The organism is Pseudomonas lactucae (assembly GCF_016937615.1).
Lineage (GTDB): Bacteria > Pseudomonadota > Gammaproteobacteria > Pseudomonadales > Pseudomonadaceae > Aquipseudomonas > Aquipseudomonas lactucae.
Map to the genome: position 1 here is coordinate 1 of NZ_JAFHKI010000122.1, position 21,476 is coordinate 21,476.

The 21,476-nt window shown below is 58.9% G+C and carries 19 protein-coding genes and 1 pseudogene; 10 read left to right on the forward strand and 10 right to left on the reverse strand.

What is annotated here, in order from left to right; all coding sequences use genetic code 11:
- Together JWR98_RS21305 and JWR98_RS21310 are read left to right on the forward strand one after the other, a co-directional pair.
- On the forward strand, positions 1-276 hold a 276-nt coding region (locus JWR98_RS21305; RefSeq protein WP_225908813.1), incomplete at its 5' end, for a hypothetical protein.
- Positions 277-508: 232 nt separating this feature from the next.
- Entirely contained in the window at positions 509-838 is a 330-nt protein-coding gene (locus tag JWR98_RS21310) for a hypothetical protein (protein ID WP_078734591.1), read from the forward strand.
- Positions 839-890: 52 nt separating this feature from the next.
- On the opposite strand, the gene JWR98_RS21315 is transcribed toward JWR98_RS21310, so the two are convergent.
- Positions 891-1,265: a c-type cytochrome gene (locus JWR98_RS21315; RefSeq protein ID WP_078734592.1), complete on the reverse strand. Its 375-nt coding sequence runs from the start codon at positions 1,263-1,265 to the stop codon at positions 891-893.
- Between the two features lie 183 nt (positions 1,266-1,448).
- On the opposite strand from JWR98_RS21315, the gene JWR98_RS21320 reads away from it, so the two are divergent.
- From JWR98_RS21320 to JWR98_RS21340, 5 genes are all read left to right on the forward strand, one after another.
- Positions 1,449-1,808, forward strand: a complete 360-nt coding sequence (locus JWR98_RS21320) for a response regulator (RefSeq protein WP_078734593.1) — start codon at positions 1,449-1,451, stop codon at positions 1,806-1,808.
- Positions 1,809-2,022: 214 nt separating this feature from the next.
- The gene (locus tag JWR98_RS21325; protein WP_078734594.1) at positions 2,023-2,637 is read left to right on the forward strand and encodes a biliverdin-producing heme oxygenase; all 615 of its coding nucleotides are present in this window, start codon (positions 2,023-2,025) and stop codon (positions 2,635-2,637) included.
- Positions 2,634-4,877: an ATP-binding protein gene (locus JWR98_RS21330; RefSeq protein WP_078734595.1), complete on the forward strand. Its 2,244-nt coding sequence runs from the start codon at positions 2,634-2,636 to the stop codon at positions 4,875-4,877. The genes JWR98_RS21325 and JWR98_RS21330 overlap by 4 nt, the downstream gene beginning before the upstream one ends.
- Positions 4,878-5,003: 126 nt before the next feature.
- Complete coding sequence (locus tag JWR98_RS21335) at positions 5,004-6,902, forward strand: alkaline phosphatase D family protein (protein ID WP_205491130.1); 1,899 nt, start codon at positions 5,004-5,006, stop codon at positions 6,900-6,902.
- A 139-nt stretch (positions 6,903-7,041) separates the two neighbouring features.
- On the forward strand, positions 7,042-8,055 hold the full coding sequence (locus JWR98_RS21340) for a sensor domain-containing diguanylate cyclase (RefSeq protein ID WP_205491131.1): 1,014 nt from the start codon (positions 7,042-7,044) through the stop codon (positions 8,053-8,055).
- An 8-nt stretch (positions 8,056-8,063) separates the two neighbouring features.
- Here the strand turns inward: JWR98_RS21340 and JWR98_RS21345 are convergent, their stop codons facing one another.
- Positions 8,064-9,092: an amino acid ABC transporter substrate-binding protein gene (locus JWR98_RS21345; protein WP_205491132.1), complete on the reverse strand. Its 1,029-nt coding sequence runs from the start codon at positions 9,090-9,092 to the stop codon at positions 8,064-8,066.
- Between the two features lie 220 nt (positions 9,093-9,312).
- Between JWR98_RS21345 and JWR98_RS21350 the strand changes: the two are divergent.
- Together JWR98_RS21350 and JWR98_RS21355 are read left to right on the forward strand one after the other, a co-directional pair.
- Positions 9,313-10,561: pseudogene (locus JWR98_RS21350) on the forward strand (2-aminoadipate transaminase).
- A 132-nt stretch (positions 10,562-10,693) separates the two neighbouring features.
- Positions 10,694-11,410: a hypothetical protein gene (locus JWR98_RS21355; RefSeq protein ID WP_078734600.1), complete on the forward strand. Its 717-nt coding sequence runs from the start codon at positions 10,694-10,696 to the stop codon at positions 11,408-11,410.
- 29 nt (positions 11,411-11,439) lie between these two features.
- On the opposite strand, the gene queC is transcribed toward JWR98_RS21355, so the two are convergent.
- From queC to hmpA, 8 genes are all read right to left on the reverse strand, one after another.
- A complete protein-coding gene (gene queC, locus JWR98_RS21360) occupies positions 11,440-12,138 on the reverse strand; it encodes a 7-cyano-7-deazaguanine synthase QueC (protein ID WP_078826000.1) in 699 nt (232 codons plus the stop codon).
- Positions 12,139-12,242: 104 nt separating this feature from the next.
- Positions 12,243-13,130: a heme o synthase gene (gene cyoE, locus JWR98_RS21365; protein ID WP_019817484.1), complete on the reverse strand. Its 888-nt coding sequence runs from the start codon at positions 13,128-13,130 to the stop codon at positions 12,243-12,245.
- An 11-nt stretch (positions 13,131-13,141) separates the two neighbouring features.
- Positions 13,142-13,477, reverse strand: a complete 336-nt coding sequence (gene cyoD, locus JWR98_RS21370; RefSeq protein ID WP_003176003.1) for a cytochrome o ubiquinol oxidase subunit IV — start codon at positions 13,475-13,477, stop codon at positions 13,142-13,144.
- The gene (locus JWR98_RS21375; RefSeq protein WP_003176004.1) at positions 13,477-14,103 is read right to left on the reverse strand and encodes a cytochrome o ubiquinol oxidase subunit III; all 627 of its coding nucleotides are present in this window, start codon (positions 14,101-14,103) and stop codon (positions 13,477-13,479) included. Before JWR98_RS21375 ends, cyoD begins: the two co-directional genes overlap by 1 nt.
- A 3-nt stretch (positions 14,104-14,106) precedes the next feature.
- A complete protein-coding gene (gene cyoB / locus JWR98_RS21380) occupies positions 14,107-16,125 on the reverse strand; it encodes a cytochrome o ubiquinol oxidase subunit I (RefSeq protein WP_003176005.1) in 2,019 nt (672 codons plus the stop codon).
- 3 nt (positions 16,126-16,128) lie between these two features.
- Complete coding sequence (gene cyoA / locus JWR98_RS21385; RefSeq protein WP_042945268.1) at positions 16,129-17,070, reverse strand: ubiquinol oxidase subunit II; 942 nt, start codon at positions 17,068-17,070, stop codon at positions 16,129-16,131.
- A gap of 793 nt (positions 17,071-17,863) precedes the next feature.
- Entirely contained in the window at positions 17,864-18,370 is a 507-nt protein-coding gene (locus JWR98_RS21390; protein ID WP_003176007.1) for a disulfide bond formation protein B, read from the reverse strand.
- A gap of 155 nt (positions 18,371-18,525) precedes the next feature.
- Complete coding sequence (gene hmpA, locus JWR98_RS21395; RefSeq protein WP_205491133.1) at positions 18,526-19,707, reverse strand: NO-inducible flavohemoprotein; 1,182 nt, start codon at positions 19,705-19,707, stop codon at positions 18,526-18,528.
- Positions 19,708-19,854: 147 nt separating this feature from the next.
- Here hmpA and norR point away from each other — a divergent pair, with 147 nt between their 5' ends.
- A complete protein-coding gene (gene norR / locus JWR98_RS21400) occupies positions 19,855-21,396 on the forward strand; it encodes a nitric oxide reductase transcriptional regulator NorR (RefSeq protein ID WP_205491134.1) in 1,542 nt (513 codons plus the stop codon).
- Positions 21,397-21,476: the final 80 nt, after the last annotated feature.

The following is a 21,476-nucleotide window of genomic DNA, read 5'->3' on the forward strand; positions in this document are numbered from 1 at the left end:
GGCTCAGCAATCGTTGGTTATTCTTTGATTTCTCGCGGAGTAACTTGTGATGCTGATAATCTTGTTGACTATCAGTCTGACTCCACAAGCACCCACACGAATTGCTTGATTCAGTTGTTAAAGAGCGGTTGGTTAAGATGTTTCGTCTCAACCGAGGCGCGCATTCTACAGCAGCCTCATTTGCTGTCAAGTGGTTATTTTCAGAAGCTTTCGAAGATTTCTTCAACAACTTCAACCACTTGCGCTTTCGATCTCTCGTCAGCGGGAGGCGAATAATACAGCATTGAATTATGTGGTCAACCCCCTCTTCAGAATTCTTTTCCCTGATTTAACTGCGACGCCAAAGACGCCTGCTTATATAAGGTGGGGCCGCATCCTTCCCCTTGGACCCGCTATACCCGCTATAGATGTAGCCAAGCGCCTGGACGATGCTTTAACCGCAGCAGGTCTTTTTTTTCACACGAGGAACAGTGATCATCGCCTCCCCCAACCGCGAGGAACCAAAACCATGGAATTGATGCTGGAAGCTGTTGCGCTGTTTGCACTCAAGCTCGTGCACGAGACAGACGACGGCAGCCCGGTGTTGAGAGACGACCTGGTGATGGACGGGTATGAGCGGGAGGTGTTTGGGTTGTTGGTGCGGCAGGGGGACCTTCGCGGGATCCTGCTTAAGATTGATGAATGTGTTACGCAACTGCTGAATTGCTTGGGAGGCGTTAACACAGTGTTGGGCCGCGAACTGCAGCGGTTGGCCAACGATGTGCAGAACATCCATCAGCTCAACGAACTTCGCCCGCCGCTAACCCTCCTCAAGGACTATCTGAAAGACATCCAATAATGTCTGCGATCAACATCCAGGCCAGGTAGGCCGCCATGCCGGTGCGACAAGGCTACCTGGACTGAAAGGTCTCAAGGTACGCCAGGATGTTATCGATCTTCTCCTGGTCACTGATACCCCAGAAAATCATGCGCGTGCCGCTCACCACTTTCTTGGGCGCTTCGATATAAGCGGCGAGTTTGTCGCGGGTCCAGACCACGCCGGAGTTTTTCATTGCATCGGAATATTGGTAATCAGTCGTGGTTCCCGCTGGCCTTCCGATGATGCCATTGAGCTGCGGCCCAAACCCACCCCGTGCGCCTTCGCCGACGCTATGGCAGCCACCGCAGGTCTTGGTGAAGAGCTTGCCGCCCGCCTCGGCATCACCGTCCGCAAGAGCCGTGGCGGTGTTGAGGATCAGGGCGAAGGTGAGTAAGGCGTATTTCATGGCGCGTTCCACATTGGCGGGTACGGCGAATTATGCCTGTTTGCCCGGATCGTGTCGTACCTCCCGGCAAGTACGCAACCTAGACAGCTCGAGCGACCACCCATCGTTTAAAAAACATCCAATCGAACCTAATCCGCCACTGCCCACTCCACCTAACTGAACCCTGATGGTGGAGTAAGGATCATGGCTCAGCCATCGATTTTGGTGCTGGAAGACGACGAGATTATTCGGGCGTTGATGGTGGATGTGCTGGAAGATTTCGGCGCAGTAGTGACGTCGTTTCCTTCGGCGGATGACGGAATAATTTACCTGGAACGGGGCGATGAACCGGTGGACCTGATTGTCAGCGACATCCAGATGCCGGGATTGCTCAATGGCTATGACTTGAGCCGGGTGGTGGCCCACCGCTGGCCAGAGGTGCGAGTGTTGCTCACGTCCGGCAACACCAAGCTCGCGGCGCAACTGGGCGGATCGGTGCGGTTTCTGCCCAAACCGTGGAGCACTCAACATCTGCTTGAATGCGTGCAAACGGCGCTGGCCTAGCAGGGACCGTGCATGCACTGATAGCGTCGCGATATCATCCAAATCGAACTTCAAGGTAGCCGCTGCGGTCATTAGAGAGCAAGGAGCGATTATTCTGATCGCTGGTCAGGTTTTTCGTCTTGCGCGTACAGAGAATGGTCATGAGTTGTGTAGAATCGTCGCCCATTTTCTTGCGTCACTCATGGCCGGCAGGCCCACAGCTCGAGCTTATTGAATGCATTCACAGGCCCATGACGTCAGTGCGCCCCCATTGCTGGAAGCATTGCGCAAGGGCACGGCCCTGCTGCATGTAGCCCTGGAAAAACGCCTGCCGTTTTTTTCCGAGTGCCTGGATGCCAGCGCTTACCGACGCTTGCTCCAGGCGTATTACGGATTTTACGCACCGATGGAAGCGGCGTTGCGTGACTGTGAATTGATTCCTGAAGGATTCGACCAGGCACTGCGTGTAAAAACGCCGAGCCTGGTGAGCGACCTGCGCGCCCTCGGCCTGAACGACAAGGCCATCAACGCCCTGCCCCGCTGCGCCCATTTGCCATGCCTCGACACCCCGGCCGCCTGTCTCGGCGCCCTGTATGTGCTGGAAGGCGCGACTCTGGGTGGCCAGGTTTTGCGTCGGGAAATGCTCCGGCGTCTAGGGCTGGACGAGAATAGCGGCACTGCGTTCCTCAATGTATACGGTGCCGAAACCGGTCGACGCTGGAAGGAATTTCTCGATTACCTGGGTCGCATGTCACTGGACACCTCAGCTACACAGAGGGCGGCGCAAGCGGCCCGATCGACATTCAGCTGCTTTGAGCGATGGCTCGACAGCCAGGAGGTACTGCTATGAAACCCGATGATTTTGAAGAGCTGCTTGCCAACTGCGCCGACGAACCCATTCGCTTTCCGGGAGCGATCCAGCCTCATGGTGTACTGCTGACATTGTCGGAGCCTGCCCTGAATATCATTCAGGTCAGCGCCAACGTCGGCACATTGCTCAACCGTGCGCCCGAGGCGCTGCTGGGCCAGCCGCTGCACACTTTGATCGGCGCGGAACACGCGCAGGCCGTGCAGGCCATGGCGGAGCACGACACGTTCTTCGACGCGCCGGCGCTGCATGTCACCCTCAATGGGGCGACATTCGAAGGCTTGCTGCATCGCCATCAAAACGTGCTGGTGCTGGAATTCGAACCGCACCTGGAGGACTTCAAACCGCGCGCGCTGCAAGGCCGCACGAGTGATCTTGGCAAAATGTTGCAACGCTTGCAGTCGGCGAAAACCCTGCAGGCGCTCTACGAAATCAGCGTGAATGAAATCCAGGCCATGACCGGCTATGACCGCGTTCTGATTTACCGTTTCGAAGAAGAAGGCCATGGCCAGGTGATCGCCGAAGCGTCGGGGCCGTCCATGGAGCTGTTCAACGGACTGTTCTTCCCCGCGTCCGACATTCCCGAGCAAGCGCGCGAACTGTATCGCACCAATTGGCTGCGCATTATCCCCAACGCCGCCTACGAGCCGGTGCAACTGCTGCCCAAGCTGCGCCCCGACACCGGCGAGCCGCTGGATCTGAGCTTTGCGACCTTGCGCAGCGTGTCGCCGATTCACTGCCAATACATGCAGAACATGGGTGTGCTGTCGTCCATGAGTATCTCGCTGATGAAGGGCGACACACTCTGGGGCCTGATCAGTTGCGGCAACCGCGAACCACTGATGGTGCCTCACGATTTGCGCATCGCCTGCCAGACGATCGGCCAGGTGCTGTCGTTGCAGATCAGCGCCATGGAAGCGCTGGACCTGAGCCGTCAGCGCGAAGAAAAAGTCGATGCACTGGCGCGCCTTGACCGGGCGATGAAAGCGTCGGACGACAACGTCTTCGATGGCCTCGCCCAACAAGGCCAGTTGCTGATGGACCTGACGCTGGCCGGCGGCGTAGCGATCATTGAAGACAAGCAATTGCACCGCTACGGTAACTGCCCGGAGCCGGCGCAAATCCGTGCGCTGCACAAATGGCTGCAAGAGAGCGGCGAGCCGGTTTTCTCCAGCCATAACCTGGTTTCGGTGTATGCGCCGGCCTTGGAGTTCCAGCAGGTGGCCAGCGGTGTCCTGGCCATGAGCCTGCCTAAACCGGTGGACAACGGCGTGCTGTGGTTCCGCCCGGAAGTGAAAGAGAACATCAACTGGAGCGGCGACCCGGAAAAACCGCTCAACCTGGAAAACTCGCCCGCCGGCCTGCGTCTTCGCCCACGCACCTCGTTTGAAATCTGGAAAGTGGTCATGGCCGGTATCTCCACCAAGTGGAGTCACGGCGACTTGTTTGCCGCCAACGACCTGCGCCGCTCAGCCCTGGAAAACGACCTGGCACGCCAGGTAAAGCGTGAGCAGCAAGCGGTGCGCGCGCGGGATGATCTGGTGGCGGTGGTGTCCCACGATCTGCGCAACCCGATGACCGTCATCTCCATGCTCTGCGGCATGATGCAAAAAGCGTTCAGCTCCGAAGGCCCTCACACCTCGCGGCGGATTTCCTCAGCCATCGACACCATGCAACAGGCCGCCGGACGCATGAATGTGCTGCTGGAGGACTTGCTCGACACCTCGAAAATCGAGGCCGGGCGCTACGTGGTCAAGCCCGTGGCACTTGACGTGAGCCAGATGTTCGATGAGGCGTATTCGTTGCTCGCGCCGCTGGCGATGGAAAAGGGCATCGACCTGTCGTTCAACGCCGAGCCTGGCCTGCAGATCAACGGCGACCCGGAGCGCTTGTTCCAAGTGCTGTCGAACCTGATCGGCAACGCTATCAAGTTCACTCCGCGCCAGGGCAATATCGGCATTAGCGCCATGAGCAATGGCGAAGAGATTGTGTTCTCGGTACGCGACTCAGGCGAAGGCATCGCGCCCGAGCAGTTGCCTTACGTATTCGACCGCTATTGGACCCAGACCGAGAACAACCCCACCGGCAGCGGGCTGGGGTTGTACATTACCCAAGGTATTGTCCAGGCCCACGGCGGCAAGATTGTGGCAGAGAGTGAAGTGGGCCGTGGCAGCGAGTTCCGGTTCACGGTGCCCAAGGTGCTTGAAAGCTCACTTCTCTGACGTGATAGAAATGCGCGACTGGGAAGTGCACGGCCCTTTGTATTTCCCGCCCCCCCAGCCTTAACAAAACACTGACATTCATTGCGTTAACCTTGCCGGTTCAACCCCGGTCGAGCTTCTCCCTGCATGCCGCACCCTGACACCCTGCCCGATGTTATCGCCGGCCCCCTGCTGCGACGGCTTGAGCCCCGACGCCTGGTACTCTGGCTGGTGGGTAGCCGCCCCCTGGCCATGACCCTGAGACTGCTTGTGGCCGGGCAATGCGTGAATATCCCGCTGGGCGAGGATCATTGTCAGGTCATACCGGTGGGTCGCCAGGCGTTTATCCATCTGATCGACGTGCCGTTGAGCGAGGCGCTGCCGCTGGATGTGATCATCGACTACGACCTGTTGGTCGACGGCACCGGCATTGCTCAGTGGGCGCCGCATCTGCTGTATGCCAACCGGCAAACCCCGAGCTTTATGTTGCACAGCCGTATCCATCAATTGGTGCATGGCTCCTGCCGCAAACCTCACCACAGCGCCAACGAAGGCCTGCTCTGCGTCGATCGCCTGCTGGCCAGCGCCAATGCCCCGGCCGATCGCCCGGCCTTGCTGATGATGAGCGGCGACCAGGTGTATGCCGACGATGTGGCTGGGCCGATGCTGCGTGCGATCCATGGGCTGATTGCGCGCCTGGGTCTGTTCGATGAATACCTGGAAGGTGCCGTGGTAGACGACAGCGCCAGTCTCTACGGGCATCACGCCAGCTACTACAACCGCGCCGATCTGCTGCCCGCGCTGGATAGCAATGAGACCCTGCGCGAACGTTTTTTTGGTGGCGTGAAAAAGCCGATTTTCACTAGCAGCACCGCCGATAATCACCTAGTGACTTTCGCCGAGGTCATGGCGATGTACTTGCTGGTGTGGTCGCCCACACCCTGGTCCCTGATTCCCCTACAGCCACCGCAACTGAACGCCGATGAAGCCGCGCGCTACGCCCGCCAACAGGTGCAGGTGGATAAGTTTCATAATGGCTTGCCGGGCGTGGCACGGGTATTCGCCCATCTGTCCACCTTGATGATCTTCGACGACCACGACATCACCGACGACTGGAACCTCAGCGCCCAGTGGGAAGAAACCGCCTACGGCCATCCGTTTTCCAAACGCATCATCGGCAATGCCTTGCTCGCCTACTTGCTATGCCAGGGCTGGGGTAACAACCCGGATGTCTTTGTCGATATGATGGAGCAAACCCGGAGACTGACCACCCAAACGCACAACAATCACCTGAATGCCGCTACGCAGGACGACCTGTTGGCGACCCTGTTCAGGTTCCAACAGTGGCATTACGTACTGCCGACCACCCCCGCGCTGGTGGTGCTCGACACCCGTACCCGGCGTTGGCGCAGTGAGTTCACCCTCAAACAGCCGTCCGGCCTGCTGGATTGGGAAGCGTTGAGCGAACTGCAGCAGGAACTGCTCGACCACCCCTCGGCCATCATCGTCTCGCCCGCGCCCATTTTTGGCGTCAAGCTGATCGAAACCGTGCAGAAAATCTTCAGTTGGTGCGGTCATCCGCTGCTGGTGGATGCGGAAAACTGGATGGCCCACCGTGGCGCGGCCCAGGTAATCCTCAACATCTTCCGCCACTCGCGCACACCCGGTAACTACGTGATTCTCTCGGGGGACGTGCATTACTCGTTCGTCTATGAAGTGCTGATCCGCCATCGCAACGCCGGCCCACGGATCTGGCAGATCACCAGCAGCGGCATCAAGAACGAATTCCCCCCGCGCTTGCTGGAATGGTTCGACCGCCTCAACCGCTGGCTCTATTCGCCACGCTCGCCGCTCAACTGGTTCACGCGCCGACGCACCATGCAGGTGGTGCCGCATATCCCGGAACATGCCGAGGCCGGTGAACGGCTGTGGAATTCAGCCGGGATCGGCCAGGTGTTTTTCAACGAGCAAGGCCAGCCTGAAGCGATCTACCAGCACAACGCCAACGGCAAGCCACGCACGCGAATGAAAGCGCCGCAGCAATAGCCAATTGCCACTTAACGCCTAATATGCAGTGACCCCTATTCAAAGCACCCAAGCCACGTTGTACAGTTAGCCCAAGCCACGGAGTATCGGCGTCAACATGGGTCCGCCTCGGTAGCCCGCCCAGGCAAGGAGCGCAAAGATGAACGATATTTCCGGCGGTCGCTCGTTGACGGAGGATGCGGCTCTCGTCAACGCAGATATATTGCATATCCTCCTCGAATTGGTCAGCGATGGGATCTGGGACTGGAACGCCAATACAGGGTTCGTCTACCGCAACCCGGGTTGGTACGAAATGCTGGGCTACCCCCGTCACGCTCTGGATAACAACATATTCACCTGGGAAAACGTGATCCACCCCGACGATTACAACCAGGTGATGGCGCTGTTTGATGACTACATTCACCGTCGTTCCCCCAGCTTCCAAACCGAGTACCGGTGCCGCAAAAAAGATGGCAGCTACCTGCGAATCGAAGACCGGGCCTACGTGATTGCGCGCAACCCCGACGGCTCGGTGGCGCGAATGGTCGGCGCGCTGCGGGACCTGCAGGTACGCAAAAGCGCCATCGAGCAACTGGAGCAACGCAACCTGTCGCTTGAAGCCCTGGTGGCGGAACGCACGCGGGAACTGTCACGCGTCCACCAGCAGTTGCAACTGCAGATCGATGAAAACCGCCTCTTGGCCGAGCGTGACGCGCTGACCCTGATCGCCAACCGCTATCGGCTGCAAAACGTGCTGTTGGATGAGTGCAACCGCGCCCAGCGCTTTTGTCTCCCGCTGGCGTTGATCGCAATAGATATCGACAATTTCAAACCGATCGCCGATCGCTACGGCCATGGCATGGGCGACCAGATCCTGCTACGAGTGGCGGAGTGCCTGGAAAGCTGTGTTCGCCCCGGTGATCTGCTGGCCCGCTGGGGCGATGATGAGTTCATGGTGGTCCTGCCCGAAAGCTCGCTGGACACGGCCAGAGAGCTGGCCGAAAACATCTGCCTACAGATAAGAAACACGCCGGTGCACGACAGCTTTAAAGTCACCCTGAGCCTGGGTGTGGCCGAGCACCTTACGGATGAATCCCCCGCCGCACTGATAGCGCGTGCCGATTCAGCGCTGTATCGCGCCAAGGCTGCGGGGAAAAATAGCGTGTCAGCGTAGGCCTCTTGTCAGCGCACCGGCGGCGCGTATTGGATGCCACCGTTGTTCCACAGCGCATTGAGCCCGCGCTTGATCTTCAACACGCTGCCCTGGCCGATATTACGCTCGAACACTTCACCGTAGTTGCCCACCTGCTTGACGATCTGCACCACCCAATCCCTGCGCAGCTTCAGGTCCTTGCCGTACTCACCATCAGCACCCAGCAGCCGCGCCACGTCCGGGTTCTTGCTGGTCTTGGCTTGCTCTTCGACGTTCTGCGAGGTGATGCCCATCTCTTCGGCGTTGAGCATGGCGAACAGGGTCCACTTGACGATGCTGAACCACTCGTCATCGCCCTTGCGCACCAGCGGGCCCAGGGGCTCCTTGGAAATAACCTCCGGCAGCACCACGAACTCCTCCGGGTGAGCCATCTTGATACGCTGGGCATACAGCCCCGACTGGTCCGTGGTCAGCACATCACAACGCCCGGCCTCCAGGCCCTTGGCGCTTTCGTCAGCGGTGTCGAAGGTGATCGGCGTGTATTTCATGCCATGGGTGCGAAAGTAATCGGACACGTTAAGTTCGGTGGTGGTGCCTGCCTGGATGCACACGGTGGCGCCGTTCAATTGTTTGGCGGCAGTCACGCCGAGCTTGTTGTTCACCAGGAAGCCGATGCCGTCGTAGTAAGTAACGCCGGTAAATACCAGCCCCATGCCCGAATCACGGGAGCTGGTCCACGTAGTGTTGCGCGAGATCAGATCGATTTCGCCGGATTGCAGTGCGGTGAAACGTTCTTTGGCGGTCAGTTGGGTGAATTTCACTTTTGAGGCATCACCGAACACAGCGGCCGCCACGGCGTGACACACATCCACATCGATGCCGGTCATCTTGCCCTGGCTGTCAGGGACGCCAAAGCCTGGCAACCCGTCGCTCACGCCACACTGGATAAAGCCTTTTTTCTGGATCGCGTCCAGCGTGGTACCCGCGTGAGCACTGCCGGCCAGGCCCAGGATGAAGGCGACGCTGACCGCGGCCAATGAGGTCTTGAGGTTTTTCATGCGACTCACTCCTTGTCGAACTTTATAAGTCGGCGCCGTACCACACACGCCGTTTTTTTGTTGACCGGCAGTATCCATGGCATTGCAGCGTTGCCACAAACGACCTTTTGGCAACAGCTCCTTCCGATTTGGAATGACCCGGCGACTTTATTTCGTTTGCGACAAGGCCTGGCCCACAGCTTAGATAAAAAGGAGCCCGCCACTGCCGAGTCCCAGAGTCATGAGCCGCGAAACCATCAGTCAATCGATTTCCTTCGTTCACCCCATCCACCTCAGCCACGGCAACAACGCCGAGGTCTGGGACACCTCGGGCAAGCGCTATATCGACTTTGTCGGCGGCATCGGCGTGCTCAACCTGGGCCATTGCCACCCGGCCGTGGTGGAAGCGATTCGTGAACAGGCAACCCGGCTGACCCATTACGCGTTCAACGCTGCACCGCACACGCCCTACATTGAGTTGATGGGTCGTCTGACGGCGTTTATCCCGGTGGGCTACCCGATCAGCGGCATGCTCACCAACAGCGGCGCGGAAGCGGCGGAAAACGCACTGAAGATCGTGCGCGGCGCAACTGGCCGTACGGCGGTGATCGCTTTTGATGGTGGCTTCCATGGTCGCACTCTGGCCACGCTCAACCTCAACGGCAAGGTCGCGCCCTACAAACAAAAAGTCGGTGTACTGCCCGGCCCGGTGTATCACCTGCCTTACCCCAGTGCCGATAATGGCGTGACCTGTGTCGAAGCGCTGAAGGCCATGGACCGCCTGTTCAGCGTGGAAATCGACATTAACGATGTGGCGTGTTTCATCATTGAACCGGTGCAGGGCGAAGGTGGTTTCCTGGCTTTGAACATTGAGTTCGCCCAGGCTGCGGGGCTTTTGCGATGAGCACGATATCCTGCTGGTTGCCGACGAGATCCAGTCCGGATTCGGCCGCACCGGCCAACGCTTTGCCTTCTCGCGGCTGGGCATCGAACCGGACCTGATCCTGCTCGGCAAAAGCATCGCCGGCGGAGTGCCGCTGGGTGCGGTGGTCGGGCGCAAGGCGTTGATGGACAACCTGCCCAAGGGTGGCCTCGGCGGGACTTATTCCGGTAACCCCATCGCCTGCGCAGCGGCATTGGCAACCCTCGATGTGATGACGGATGAGCATCTACACACATGGGGCACCCAGCAAGAAGAAGCCATCGTCAGTCGGTACGAGGCTTGGCGCGCGCAGCACCTGTCGCCTTACCTGGGCCGTTTGACCGGCGTGGGTGCCATGCGCGGCATAGAACTGGTGTGTGCCGACGGTACACCCGCCCCCAAGCAACTGGCCCAGTTGCTGAACCTGGCGCGCGATGCCGGCTTGCTGTTGATGCCCAGTGGCAAGTCTCGGCACATCATCCGCTTGCTGGCGCCGCTGACGATTGAACCTGCGGTACTGGAAGAAGGACTGGATATCCTTGAAGCGTGCTTCAAGCAGTTGGTTTAACCCCCTGCATCCGCAGACCGGCAGCCTGACCGCGCGATAAGGGCATTGTGCTGCCTTGACCTGATCCCCCTCCCCCCTGAAAATGCGCGACGCTTTTTTGTCTTCTCCGTTTACTGAAGTAGTGAAATTTCAATGTCCGATTCTTACACCGCACACTCCACCGAAGAATCCGTAGTCGCCTTGCACGCCAAAGCCGAATACGAAAACGCCATCAATCTTTCACAGCATGTGCCTGCGGCCAAGATCATCAGCGAGATGGTGTTGGACGCGTTCCATACCTCCAAGGAAAGCGATCAGATCCGCGAGTTGCGCATCGCCATCCGTCAGGCCCATGATGCCTTCGATGACGACAAGGCCTACGACCTGATGGGCCAGCTCAAGCAGTTGAAAGACGCCGAGGCTGCCGACAACATCGCGCTGGAAGACCTGAGCAGCAAATTCTCGATCAGCCGCATCCTGTCCAGCTTCAAGGACGACCCCGAGTTCCAGGAGCTTGTCTACGGCCTGGCCCTCAAAGTGCTGAACCAGTCTCACCAGGCCATCAGCAATCCGAGCGCCGGCAAGGGCAAGGCCGCCCGCCCCAAGAAAGAAGCCGAAGTATTTGTGATCAGCAAGGATGGCATCAGTGTCACCCTGCCGCTGCGCACGCCACGTTCCAAGCTGAACGTCGACCGTGAAGCGTTCGAGTTCCTGGGCTTCAACTTTGTGGGTGACGGTGATGAAGCCGAGCTGGAAGTGGAGAGCTTTGTGGATAACGCCGGCGTCGAGCAGCCGCTGAGCCGCAAGAGCGTGATCACGGCCTTGCAGCAGCAAAGTGCCTTTGACGGATACAGCATCGCGCAGCAGTAACCCAGGACCAAACGTGGCGACGGTTGGGGTCAGGCCAGTTGCAACTTGTGCTTCAGGCTCTGCATGACCTGCGCTTTGTTCTGCAGGTAATCACTCAAACCGCGCGCGCGCAGATTGCACGCGTCGCAGTGACCGCAGCCACTGCCGATGATCCCGTTGTAACAGGTCAGCGTGCTGTCACGCACCAGCTCCAGGGCATCGTGGTAATCGGCCAATGCCCAGGTTTCAGCCTTGTTCAGCCACATCAGCGGGGTGTCGAGGCGCACGTCGTATTCCATGCCCAGCTTGAGCGCCTGGTTCAACGCCTTGACGAACTCGTCGCGGCAATCGGGGTAGCCGGAGAAGTCGGTTTCGCAGACGCCGGTGATCACCGCCTCAGCCTTGACCTGGTACGCGTAAATCGCCGCCAGGGTCAAAAACAGAATATTGCGACCTGGCACAAAGGTGCTGGGCAGGCTGTCACCCGAGCTGTTCACGGTGGGTACGGGGATGTTGTCGCGGGTCAGGCTGCTGATGGCCAGTTCGTTGAGCAACGACACATCCATCACTTTGTGGACAGTGGCGCCCAACTGCCTGGCAAGCTTCTGGGCGACTTCGACTTCCGCCACATGGCGCTGACCATAATCGAAGGTAATGCAATGCACTTCGTCGTACAGCGCCAGCGCCTGGATCAGACAGGTCGTCGAATCCTGGCCGCCACTGAACACCATAACGGCTTTTTTACTCATGGGTTTGCTTCCTGCATCAGGAGGAGATAGAAACAGTTTAAAGGCCATATCATAAAAAACCCCGCGCTTCTTGCGAAGGCGGGGCTTTTTGTTGCTTGGACCACTCAGTGTGCGTAAGTCAGCAACAGCTCTTTCGGCACTTGGAAATCCAGGGACATCATCACGCTGAGCGCGGTGATGGTGAAGATCGAGAACACGAACAGCTTGCGCGCCCAGACGGTGTCGTCCACCGCCTTGTAGCCGGTCCAGGCCATGTACAACCAGTACATGCCCATGGCGGCGGCGACGGCGAGGTAGCTCATGCCGGCGTAGCCACTGAAGGTCAACATCAAGGTCGCCACGAGGAAGGCCAGGATGTAGAGCAGGATGTGTTTCTTGGCAACCTGGATGCCACGCTTGACCGGCAGGACCGGGATCGACGCAGCCAGGTAGTCGTTGAAACGGAAGATCGCGATGGCGTAGGAATGCGGCATCTGCCACAGGCTGAACATCACCAGCAGCACCAGCGCGGCCATGTCGAAGCTATTGGTTACAGCCACATAACCAATCACCGGCGGCATCGCCCCTGACAGACTGCCCACCAGCGTGCCGTGCACCGACTTGCGCTTGAGGTACAGGCTGTAGAGGCCGACGTAGATGACAAAACCGATCACGGCAAACAGCGCCGCCAGCGGGTTGGCCACCTTGTACAACAGCGCCACACCGGCAACACCCAAAACGGTCGCGAAGATCAGTGCCAGCTTCAGGGAGATCAGGCCCTGGACCAGCACGCGATTCTTGGTGCGCTCCATCTTGATGTCGATGTCACGGTCGATGCAGTTATTGAACACGCAACCGGAAGCCACCACCAGGGACGTACCGATCATCGCAGCCAGGAAGATGGCCAGATCGACATGTCCCTTGGAGGCCAGGAAGAAACCGCCCGCCACAGAAAGCACGTTACCGAAAATGATCCCCGGTTTGGTGATTTGGATAAAGTGCTTAAGCGACATCGGGTCTTACCTCACTTCGCCATCATGTAGGTGTGGATGCTGAACATGATCCACAGCGACAGACCAACCAGCAGAACGATCACCAGGCCGGCGAACACGAACGCAATAACGTTCTCGCGCTGGGCCTCGGAGCGGTCCAGGTGCAGGAAGTACACCAGGTGAACCAGCACCTGGATCACCGCGAACGCCAGGACGATCATCAGGGTGATCGACTTCGGCAAGGTAGGGTACATCACCAGGCCGAACGGGATCAGGGTCAGGATGACCGACAGGATGAAACCGATAGCGTAAGACTTTACGCTGCCGTGGCTTGCATCGTGGCTGTCATGGGAGTGTGCATTAGCCATTACAGAGTCCCCATCAAGTAGACGACGGTGAATACGCAGATCCAGACCACGTCCAGGAAGTGCCAGAACAGGCTCAGGCAGCTCAGGCGCGTCTTGTTGGTGTTGGTCAGGCCGTGTTTATTGACCTGATACATCATCACCGCCATCCACAGCAGGCCGGCCGAAACGTGCAGGCCGTGGGTGCCGACCAGCGTGAAGAACGCCGACAGGAAGCCGCTGCGGTGCGGGCCGTAGCCTTCGGAGATCAGCAGGTGGAACTCGTTGATCTCCATGCCGATGAAGCCCAGGCCGAACAGGAAAGTCAGGCCCAGCCAGCTCAGTACGCCTTTCTTGTTGCCCTTGTAGAAGGCCAACATGGCGAAGCCGTAGGTGATCGAACTGAACAACAGCAAGGCGGTTTCGCCGAGCACGTAAGGCAGTTCGAAGATGTCGTGGCCCGACGGGCCACCCGCTACGTTGTTTACCAGTACCGCGTACACCGCGAAGATCGACGCAAACAAGATGCAGTCGGTCATCAGGTAGAGCCAGAAACCGAAGACGGTCATTGGCCCCGAGTCGTGGTGATGGTCATCGTGCCCATGATCATCGACATGGGCGTGTCCAGCATTGGTCACTAAGTTCGACATGGTTTAAGCCTGTTCCAACGAGGTTTCTACACGGTTGGCCGGGATTTTCTTCTCGGCGACCAGGCGAGCGTGCTGCTCGGCTTCGATGCGCTCGATCGTTTCGACCGGCACCATGTAGCCTTGATCATCACGTGCTGCGTGGACAATGAAGTAGCCGATGGTGCCCACCAGGCTCACGATTGCCAGCCACCAGATGTGCCAGATCATCGCGAAACCGAACACAGTCAACAGCGCACCCATCACCACGCCTGTGGCGGTGTTGCTTGGCATGTGGATCGGTTCGTAGTGCTTGGGTTGCTGGTACGCAGTACCGTCTTCCTTGGCTTCGGTGAACGCATCGATGGTGTTCGCAGTCGGGATCACGGCGAAGTTGTAGAACGGCGGTGGCGACGAGGTCGACCATTCCAGGGTGTGGCCATTCCATGGGTCGCCGGACTCGCACATGTTCTGCTTGCGATCACGCACGCTGACATACAACTGGATCAGCTGGCAGGCGATACCCACAGCGATCATCACCGCACCGAACATGGCGACGTACAGGTACGGCACCCACTCAGGGTTGGTGGTGGCGTTCAGACGACGGGTCATGCCCATGAAGCCCAGTGCATAGAGCGGCATGAACGCGACGAAGAAGCCCGAGATCCAGAACCAGAACGCAGCCTTGCCCCAACCTTCGTGCAGCTTGAAGCCGAACGCTTTCGGGAAGTAGAAGCTGAAGCCAGCGATGTAGCCGAATACCGCACCACCGATGATCACGTTGTGGAAGTGCGCGATCACGAACAGGCTGTTGTGCAGCACGAAGTCAGCACCCGGGATGGCCAGCAGTACGCCGGTCATGCCGCCGATGGCGAAGGTCACCATGAAGCCCAGGGTCCACAGGACCTGGCTGGTCATGCGCAGACGACCGTGGTAGATGGTGAACAGCCAGTTGAATAGCTTCACCCCCGTCGGGATGGAAATCAGCATCGTCGCCAGGCCGAAGAAAGCGTTGACGCTGGCCCCCGAACCCATGGTGAAGAAGTGGTGCAGCCATACCATGAAGCCCAGCACGGAGATCGCGCCCGAGGCGTAGACCATCGAGTGGTGACCGAACAGGCGCTTGCCGGTAAAGGTCGAGATCACTTCGGAGAAGATACCGAACGCTGGCAGGATCAGGATGTACACCTCAGGGTGACCCCATGCCCAGAACAGGTTCACGTACATCATTGGATTGCCACCAAGTTCATTGGTGAAAATGTGGAAATCCAGGTAACGGTCAAGCGACAGCAGCGCCATGGTAGCGGCCAGGATCGGGAACGAAGCCACGATCAGCACGTTTGCCCAGGTGCAGGTCCAGGTGAAGATCGGCATGTCCATCAGCTTCATGCCAGGGGCGCGCATTTTCAGCACGGTGGCCAGGAAGTTGACCCCCGTCAGCGTCGTCCCAAGCCCTGATAACTGTAGCGCCCAGATGTAGTAGTCCACACCCACGCCAGGGCTGTACTGAATGCCCGACAGTGGCGGATACGCAACCCAACCGGTCTTGGCGAATTCGCCGACACCCAGGGACACGTTGATCAGCACCACGCCGGACACCAGCAGCCAGAAGCTCAGGGAGTTCAGGAACGGGTAGGCAACGTCACGCGCACCGATCTGCAGCGGCACCGCAAGGTTCATCAGGCCGGTGAAGAAAGGCATCGCCATGAAGATGATCATGATCACACCGTGGGCGGTGAAGATCTGGTCATAGTGTTCAGGCGGCAGGTAGCCAGGCGAACCTTCGGTGGCCATGGCCAACTGGGTACGCATCATGATGGCGTCGGCAAAGCCGCGCAGCAGCATGACCATGGCAACGATGATGTACATCACGCCGATTTTTTTGTGGTCGACCGAAGTCAGCCACTCGGTCCACAGGTAGGTCCACTTCTTGAAGTAGGTGATACCTGCAAACAGTGCCAGACCACCCAGCGCGATCATGGCGATGGTAATCATCACAATCGGCTCGTGGAACGGGACCGCATCCCAACTTAATTTACCAAACATCGTTTACTCCTCTGCCCCAGCAGTTGAATGCGCGCCCGTGTCAGAACCTTCAACCGCGGCCACTTCTTTCTTCTCGTGCTTGACCGGCTTGCCTGGTTTCATGCCTTCGTACTTGTCGACGATTTTCTGAAACAGGTTCGGCTCGTACGCGGAGTACAGGGCGACTGGGTTGTTCTGGCTTGGTTTGGTCAGGGCGTCGTATTCAGCTTGATCAAGCTGTTTAGGTGCGGCCTTGACTTCGGCTACCCAGGCGTTGAAGTCTTCCTGGCTCGTCGAGATCGCTTTGAATTTCATGCCGGTGAAGCCAGCGCCGCTGTAGTTCGCGGAGATGCCTTCCATTTCAGCTTTCTGGTTGGCGATCAGGTGCAGCTTGGTCTGCATGCCTGCCATCGCGTAGATCTGGCCGCCCAGTGCAGGGATGAAGAACGAGTTCATCACGGCGTCGGAGGTGATCTTGAAGTTCAGCGGAGTGTGCTCCGGGAAGCGGATCTGGTTAACCGTGGCGATACCCAGGTCCGGGTAGATGAACAGCCACTTCCAGTCCAGCGCGACCACTTCGATGTTGATCGGCTTGGCGTCGGATTCCAGCGGACGGTACGGGTCCAGAGCGTGGGTCGACTTGTAGGTCACATAACCCAGGGCAATGATGATGAGGATCGGGACCAGCCACACTGCGACTTCGATCTTGGTGGAGTGCGACCACTTCGGCGCGTAGGTGGCGCTGGTGTTCGACGCGCGGTATTTCCAGGCGAAGGCGAAGGTCATGATGATCACAGGGACCACGACCAGCAGCATCAGCAGGGTGGCGGTGATGATCAGGTTGCGTTCATCCAGACCGACCTGTCCTTTTGGGTCGAGCAAGGTCCACTTGCAGCCTCCCAGCATTAACATCATGCCAAGCAGCGGCAAAAAGCCTAGTAATCGGGGGTACCTGTTTTTACTCATCTCACGACCTCTAAAGCAGCTTGCGCAATGCAGTTGGGTTTTGATCGCCAACACTTCACCCTGCCAAGGGTTGGCATTTCTCTTCGATTGAATAAGAGCCTGCCCGTCACGTCATACACGTACGCTTCACGGACCTGCGGTGAGTTCTTATTCGATTTCGTGGTTAAAGGCCTTGTTACAGACCAATTCCGTTTGGTGCGGATAGTTGAAAGGCTGCCGGAACCTTGGGGTCGCACAGAGCCATCCATCTGCTCCTCGACCGCTCCGATGCTCAAATATTGAACAGCATCGGACATTCAGTGCGGGCGATTGTAGTTAGCTGGCGATGTATAAACCATGTCTTATAAAGAAATAATTTTTATCGAAAGCAGCAATAATCCTTCACCAATATTGCAAAGGTTCGCGATGTTATCGTGTTCGATTCTCAACAAAAACCACAAAAATTGCCGTGTTATAGGGCAAAACGCCACGCCCCTTACCCCCGGTAAGGGCCTGCAAAACCTTTCCAAGTCCCCATAACACAAGGCGTTCGGACATCGGGCAAAGGCGCATCCGGCGTGAGGTCCAAGGCAGGGCGCGAACCACGAACTGACAGCACTATTTGGCCAAAAAGTGCAAATTTAAGCGCTGCCACAGCGGGTCAGAAACGTCCTGCGGCAACTTCCGTGTGACAACATGTCGCACACTGCGCGCACCCAAAATTGTCCGGCGTCACGCTCTGTTCACAAAACCTGCACATGCAAAAACGCCCCAGCCTTCTTTCCAGAAGGACCGGGGCGTTTCAGTGAATGGCTCAGGCCTTGCGCTGGCGATTACGATAGATGCCCAGAGGCACCAGGATCACCGTCAGCACGAACGCCACCAGCGCCCATTGCGCCAGGGACAGCCCAAGAATCGGCGGGTACGGCGTGCTGCAGAAGCCATCGACCTGGAAGCCCAGCGGAAACACCTTGGCCAGCGGCAGGTCATCGACAATGGGTTGCAGCACATCGACGCCGCAACTGACCTGCGGAAAGAACTGGGTGTACACATGGTGGCCGGCCGCAGCCACCCCGCCGAGGGCGCTGAGCACCACCAGGCCTTCGAAAAAGGTCAGGGCACCCTTGCTGCGCATGGCTGCGCCGAGGAACGCGAAGACCGCAATCAATAACAGTGCGTAGCGCTGCAGGATGCACAGCGGGCAAGGCGCCTCGCCGAGCACCACCTGCATGTACAACGCACCGCCAATCAGCGCCAGGCAGATGATGCCCAGCAACACCAGAAAGCGCCGCTCCTTGCCTAAACGCAGTTCGTCACTCATCCCCGTATTCCTTAGTTTGGTTGTGGCTATGGCCGCAAGTTTACACACAGAGTGTGGTTAAAACAGAAGGGGGTTAACGGGGGATTAATCGGGAAGAATGAGCGAAGCAAATGTGGGAGGAACCTGCCCCCTCCCACAGTGTTGTTTCGGAAAATCTATTCCAGGGCAGCCGCCGGGCCGAAGAATTCATAGCGGCTCTGCTTCTCCGGCACGCCCAAGGCCTTGAGGTGGCGCTTGACCGCCGCCATGAAGCCTTTAGGACCCAGGAAGTACGCATCCACATCACGTTGCTCAGGCAGCCATGCCGCCAATTGCTCCTGGCTCAGCAGTCCGACCTTATCCGCCGCCGCGCTCACACCATCGTCCTCGGCATAGCAGTAGAAGCGCTTGAGCTGCGGATGCTTGGCCGCCAGTGCATCCACCCATTCGCGAAACGCATGCACCCCGCCATTGCGCGCACAGTGAATGAAGTGCACCGGACGCTCGGTGGCCAGGGCCGCTTCGAGCATCGGCAGGGTTGGCGTGATGCCGACTCCGCCGCTGATCAGCACCAGCGGTTTGTCGCTGTCTGCCAGAGTGAACTCGCCCGCTGGCGGGAACAGGTCAATCGTCGCGCCGACCTGTAACTGGTCATGCAAGTAGTTGGACACCCGCCCACCCGCTTCGCGCTTGACGCTGATGCGGTACTGGCCGGCATCGGTCAAGGCCGACAGGGAATAGTTGCGGCGCACTTCTTCGCCATCGAGCACCAGCTTCATGCCGATGTACTGGCCGGGGGCCGCGCTGAGGATCGGGCCGTTATCCACTGGCGCGAAATAGAACGAGGTGATCTCGGCGCTCTCCTCCACGCGCTTGACCACGCTGAATGCCCGCGCACCGCGCCAGCCGCCGGGAGCCTGGGCCTTTTCTTGGTAGATCGCGGCCTCGGCGCCGATCAGGATATCCGCCAGCTGGCCGTAGGCATTGCCCCAGGCCGTCATCACTTCAGGGGTGGCGATCTCGCTGCCCAGCACCTCGGAAATCGCCCGCAGCAGGCAAGCCCCCACGATCGGGTAATGCTCCGGCAGGATCTGCAGCGCCACATGCTTGTTGATGATCTTTGCCACCAGGTCGCCCAATTGGTCGAGCTGGTCGATATGCCGCGCATACATCAACACGCCATTGGCCAAGGCACGTGGCTGGTCGCCACTGGCCTGATGGGCCTGATTGAACAGCGGACGAACCTCAGGGTACTCGGACAGCATCATGCGGTAGAAATGGGTGATCAGCGCTTCACCGCCGCTTTCCAGCAAGGGCACGGTGGATTTGACGATGGCACGGTCTTGGGCACTAAGCATGGGAGCCTCCTGGGCTTCTTTACTGATTGCCTTTCTCTACTCAGTATTCGTGCCAACTCATAACCTATTGTTTTTAAAGCCTATAACTTAAATGTAGTCAGTATGACTTCCTACACTTTATAGTCATACGGACTACAAGGAGTCGTTATGACTGCGCAATCGCTGCTCACCACCCTGCTGCCTCTGGTCGCCGACCTGTCCCGCGACCTGCCCGAAGGCGAGCGCTACCGCCGCCTGCTGCACGCCATGCGCGCCCTGCTGCCCTGCGATGCCGCCGCGTTGTTGCGCCTGGACGGCGAATGGCTGGTGCCACTGGCGGTCGATGGTTTGAGCGACGACACCCTGGGCCGGCGCTTCAAGGTCAGCGAACATCCACGCTTCGCCGTACTGCTGAGCAGCCCTGGTCCGACCCGCTTCGACAGCGACAGTCAGTTGCCCGACCCCTATGACGGCCTGGTGGATGGCCTGCACGGGCACCTGCAAGTGCACGATTGCATGGGCTGCCCGCTGTTCGTCGACGACCAGCCCTGGGGCCTGCTGACCCTCGACGCGCTCGACACCGAACGCTTCGAGCGGGTTGAACTGGAGGCCCTGCAAGCCTTCGCCAGCCTCGCGGCGGCCACCGTCAACGTGGCTGAACGCATCGAGCGCCTGGCCTTGCGCGCCGAAGACGAGCACCAGCGCGCCGAGATCTACCGCCAGGCCAGCGGCCAGCAGCACAAAGAAATGATCGGGCAGAGCAAGACGCACAAACGTTTGGTCGAGGAAATCAAACTGGTGGGCGGCAGCGACCTCACCGTGTTGATTACCGGTGAAACCGGGGTGGGCAAGGAGCTGGTCGCCCAAGCCATTCACGCCGCATCAACCCGCGCGGACAAACCGCTGATCAGCCTCAACTGCGCCGCCCTGCCGGAAACCCTGGTGGAAAGCGAGCTGTTCGGCCACGTACGCGGCGCCTTTACCGGCGCGCTGAACGAGCGCCGGGGCAAATTCGAACTGGCCAACGGCGGCACTTTATTCCTCGACGAAGTGGGCGAGCTATCGCTGACCGTGCAGGCCAAGTTGCTGCGGGTACTGCAAAGCGGCCAGTTGCAACGGTTGGGGTCGGACAAGGAACACCAGGTGGACGTGCGCCTGATTGCCGCCACCAACCGCGACCTGGCCTTTGAGGTGCGCAACGGCCGCTATCGTGCCGATTTCTACCACCGCCTCAGCGTGTACCCACTGCAAGTACCGGCCTTGCGTGAACGCGGGCGGGATGTGTTGCTGCTGGCGGGCTTTTTCCTCGAACAGAACCGCTCACGCATGGGCCTGGGCAGCCTGCGCCTGACCAGCGACGCCCAGGCGGCGCTGCTGGCGTATAACTGGCCAGGCAACGTGCGCGAGCTGGAACATTTGATCGGACGCAGCGCGTTGAAAGCCCTGGGCAACTGTCGCGAGCGTCCGAAGATTCTCAGCCTGAGCGCCCAGAACCTGGATTTGCCTGATGTCAGCGCACCGGTCATTGAAGAACCCACCCCAGTAGCGGCGATAACCGGCGACCTGCGCCAGGCCACTGAGCATTACCAGCGCCAGGTGATCAGCGCCAGCCTGGAACGCCACCAGCACAACTGGGCCAGCGCCGCCCGCGAACTGGGCCTGGACCGCGCCAACCTGGGCAGGATGGCCAAGCGCCTTGGAATGAAATAGGTCAGGTCACCACAACCAAATGTGGGAGGGGGCTTGCCCCCGATAGCGGTGGGTCAGTTGAAAATAGGCTGGCTGACACA

What these genes read in the sequence shown, in the direction of transcription:
- JWR98_RS21310 (WP_078734591.1), top strand. Translation starts at nt 509, where the DNA reads ATGGAATTGATGCTGGAAGCTGTTGCGCTGTTTGCACTCAAGCTCGTG.
- JWR98_RS21315 (WP_078734592.1), bottom strand. Translation starts at nt 1,265, where the DNA reads ATGAAATACGCCTTACTCACCTTCGCCCTGATCCTCAACACCGCCACG.
- JWR98_RS21320 (WP_078734593.1), top strand. Translation starts at nt 1,449, where the DNA reads ATGGCTCAGCCATCGATTTTGGTGCTGGAAGACGACGAGATTATTCGG.
- JWR98_RS21325 (WP_078734594.1), top strand. Translation starts at nt 2,023, where the DNA reads ATGCATTCACAGGCCCATGACGTCAGTGCGCCCCCATTGCTGGAAGCA.
- JWR98_RS21330 (WP_078734595.1), top strand. Translation starts at nt 2,634, where the DNA reads ATGAAACCCGATGATTTTGAAGAGCTGCTTGCCAACTGCGCCGACGAA.
- JWR98_RS21335 (WP_205491130.1), top strand. Translation starts at nt 5,004, where the DNA reads ATGCCGCACCCTGACACCCTGCCCGATGTTATCGCCGGCCCCCTGCTG.
- JWR98_RS21340 (WP_205491131.1), top strand. Translation starts at nt 7,042, where the DNA reads ATGAACGATATTTCCGGCGGTCGCTCGTTGACGGAGGATGCGGCTCTC.
- JWR98_RS21345 (WP_205491132.1), bottom strand. Translation starts at nt 9,092, where the DNA reads ATGAAAAACCTCAAGACCTCATTGGCCGCGGTCAGCGTCGCCTTCATC.
- JWR98_RS21355 (WP_078734600.1), top strand. Translation starts at nt 10,694, where the DNA reads ATGTCCGATTCTTACACCGCACACTCCACCGAAGAATCCGTAGTCGCC.
- queC (WP_078826000.1), bottom strand. Translation starts at nt 12,138, where the DNA reads ATGAGTAAAAAAGCCGTTATGGTGTTCAGTGGCGGCCAGGATTCGACG.
- cyoE (WP_019817484.1), bottom strand. Translation starts at nt 13,130, where the DNA reads ATGTCGCTTAAGCACTTTATCCAAATCACCAAACCGGGGATCATTTTC.
- cyoD (WP_003176003.1), bottom strand. Translation starts at nt 13,477, where the DNA reads ATGGCTAATGCACACTCCCATGACAGCCACGATGCAAGCCACGGCAGC.
- JWR98_RS21375 (WP_003176004.1), bottom strand. Translation starts at nt 14,103, where the DNA reads ATGTCGAACTTAGTGACCAATGCTGGACACGCCCATGTCGATGATCAT.
- cyoB (WP_003176005.1), bottom strand. Translation starts at nt 16,125, where the DNA reads ATGTTTGGTAAATTAAGTTGGGATGCGGTCCCGTTCCACGAGCCGATT.
- cyoA (WP_042945268.1), bottom strand. Translation starts at nt 17,070, where the DNA reads ATGAGTAAAAACAGGTACCCCCGATTACTAGGCTTTTTGCCGCTGCTT.
- JWR98_RS21390 (WP_003176007.1), bottom strand. Translation starts at nt 18,370, where the DNA reads ATGAGTGACGAACTGCGTTTAGGCAAGGAGCGGCGCTTTCTGGTGTTG.
- hmpA (WP_205491133.1), bottom strand. Translation starts at nt 19,707, where the DNA reads ATGCTTAGTGCCCAAGACCGTGCCATCGTCAAATCCACCGTGCCCTTG.
- norR (WP_205491134.1), top strand. Translation starts at nt 19,855, where the DNA reads ATGACTGCGCAATCGCTGCTCACCACCCTGCTGCCTCTGGTCGCCGAC.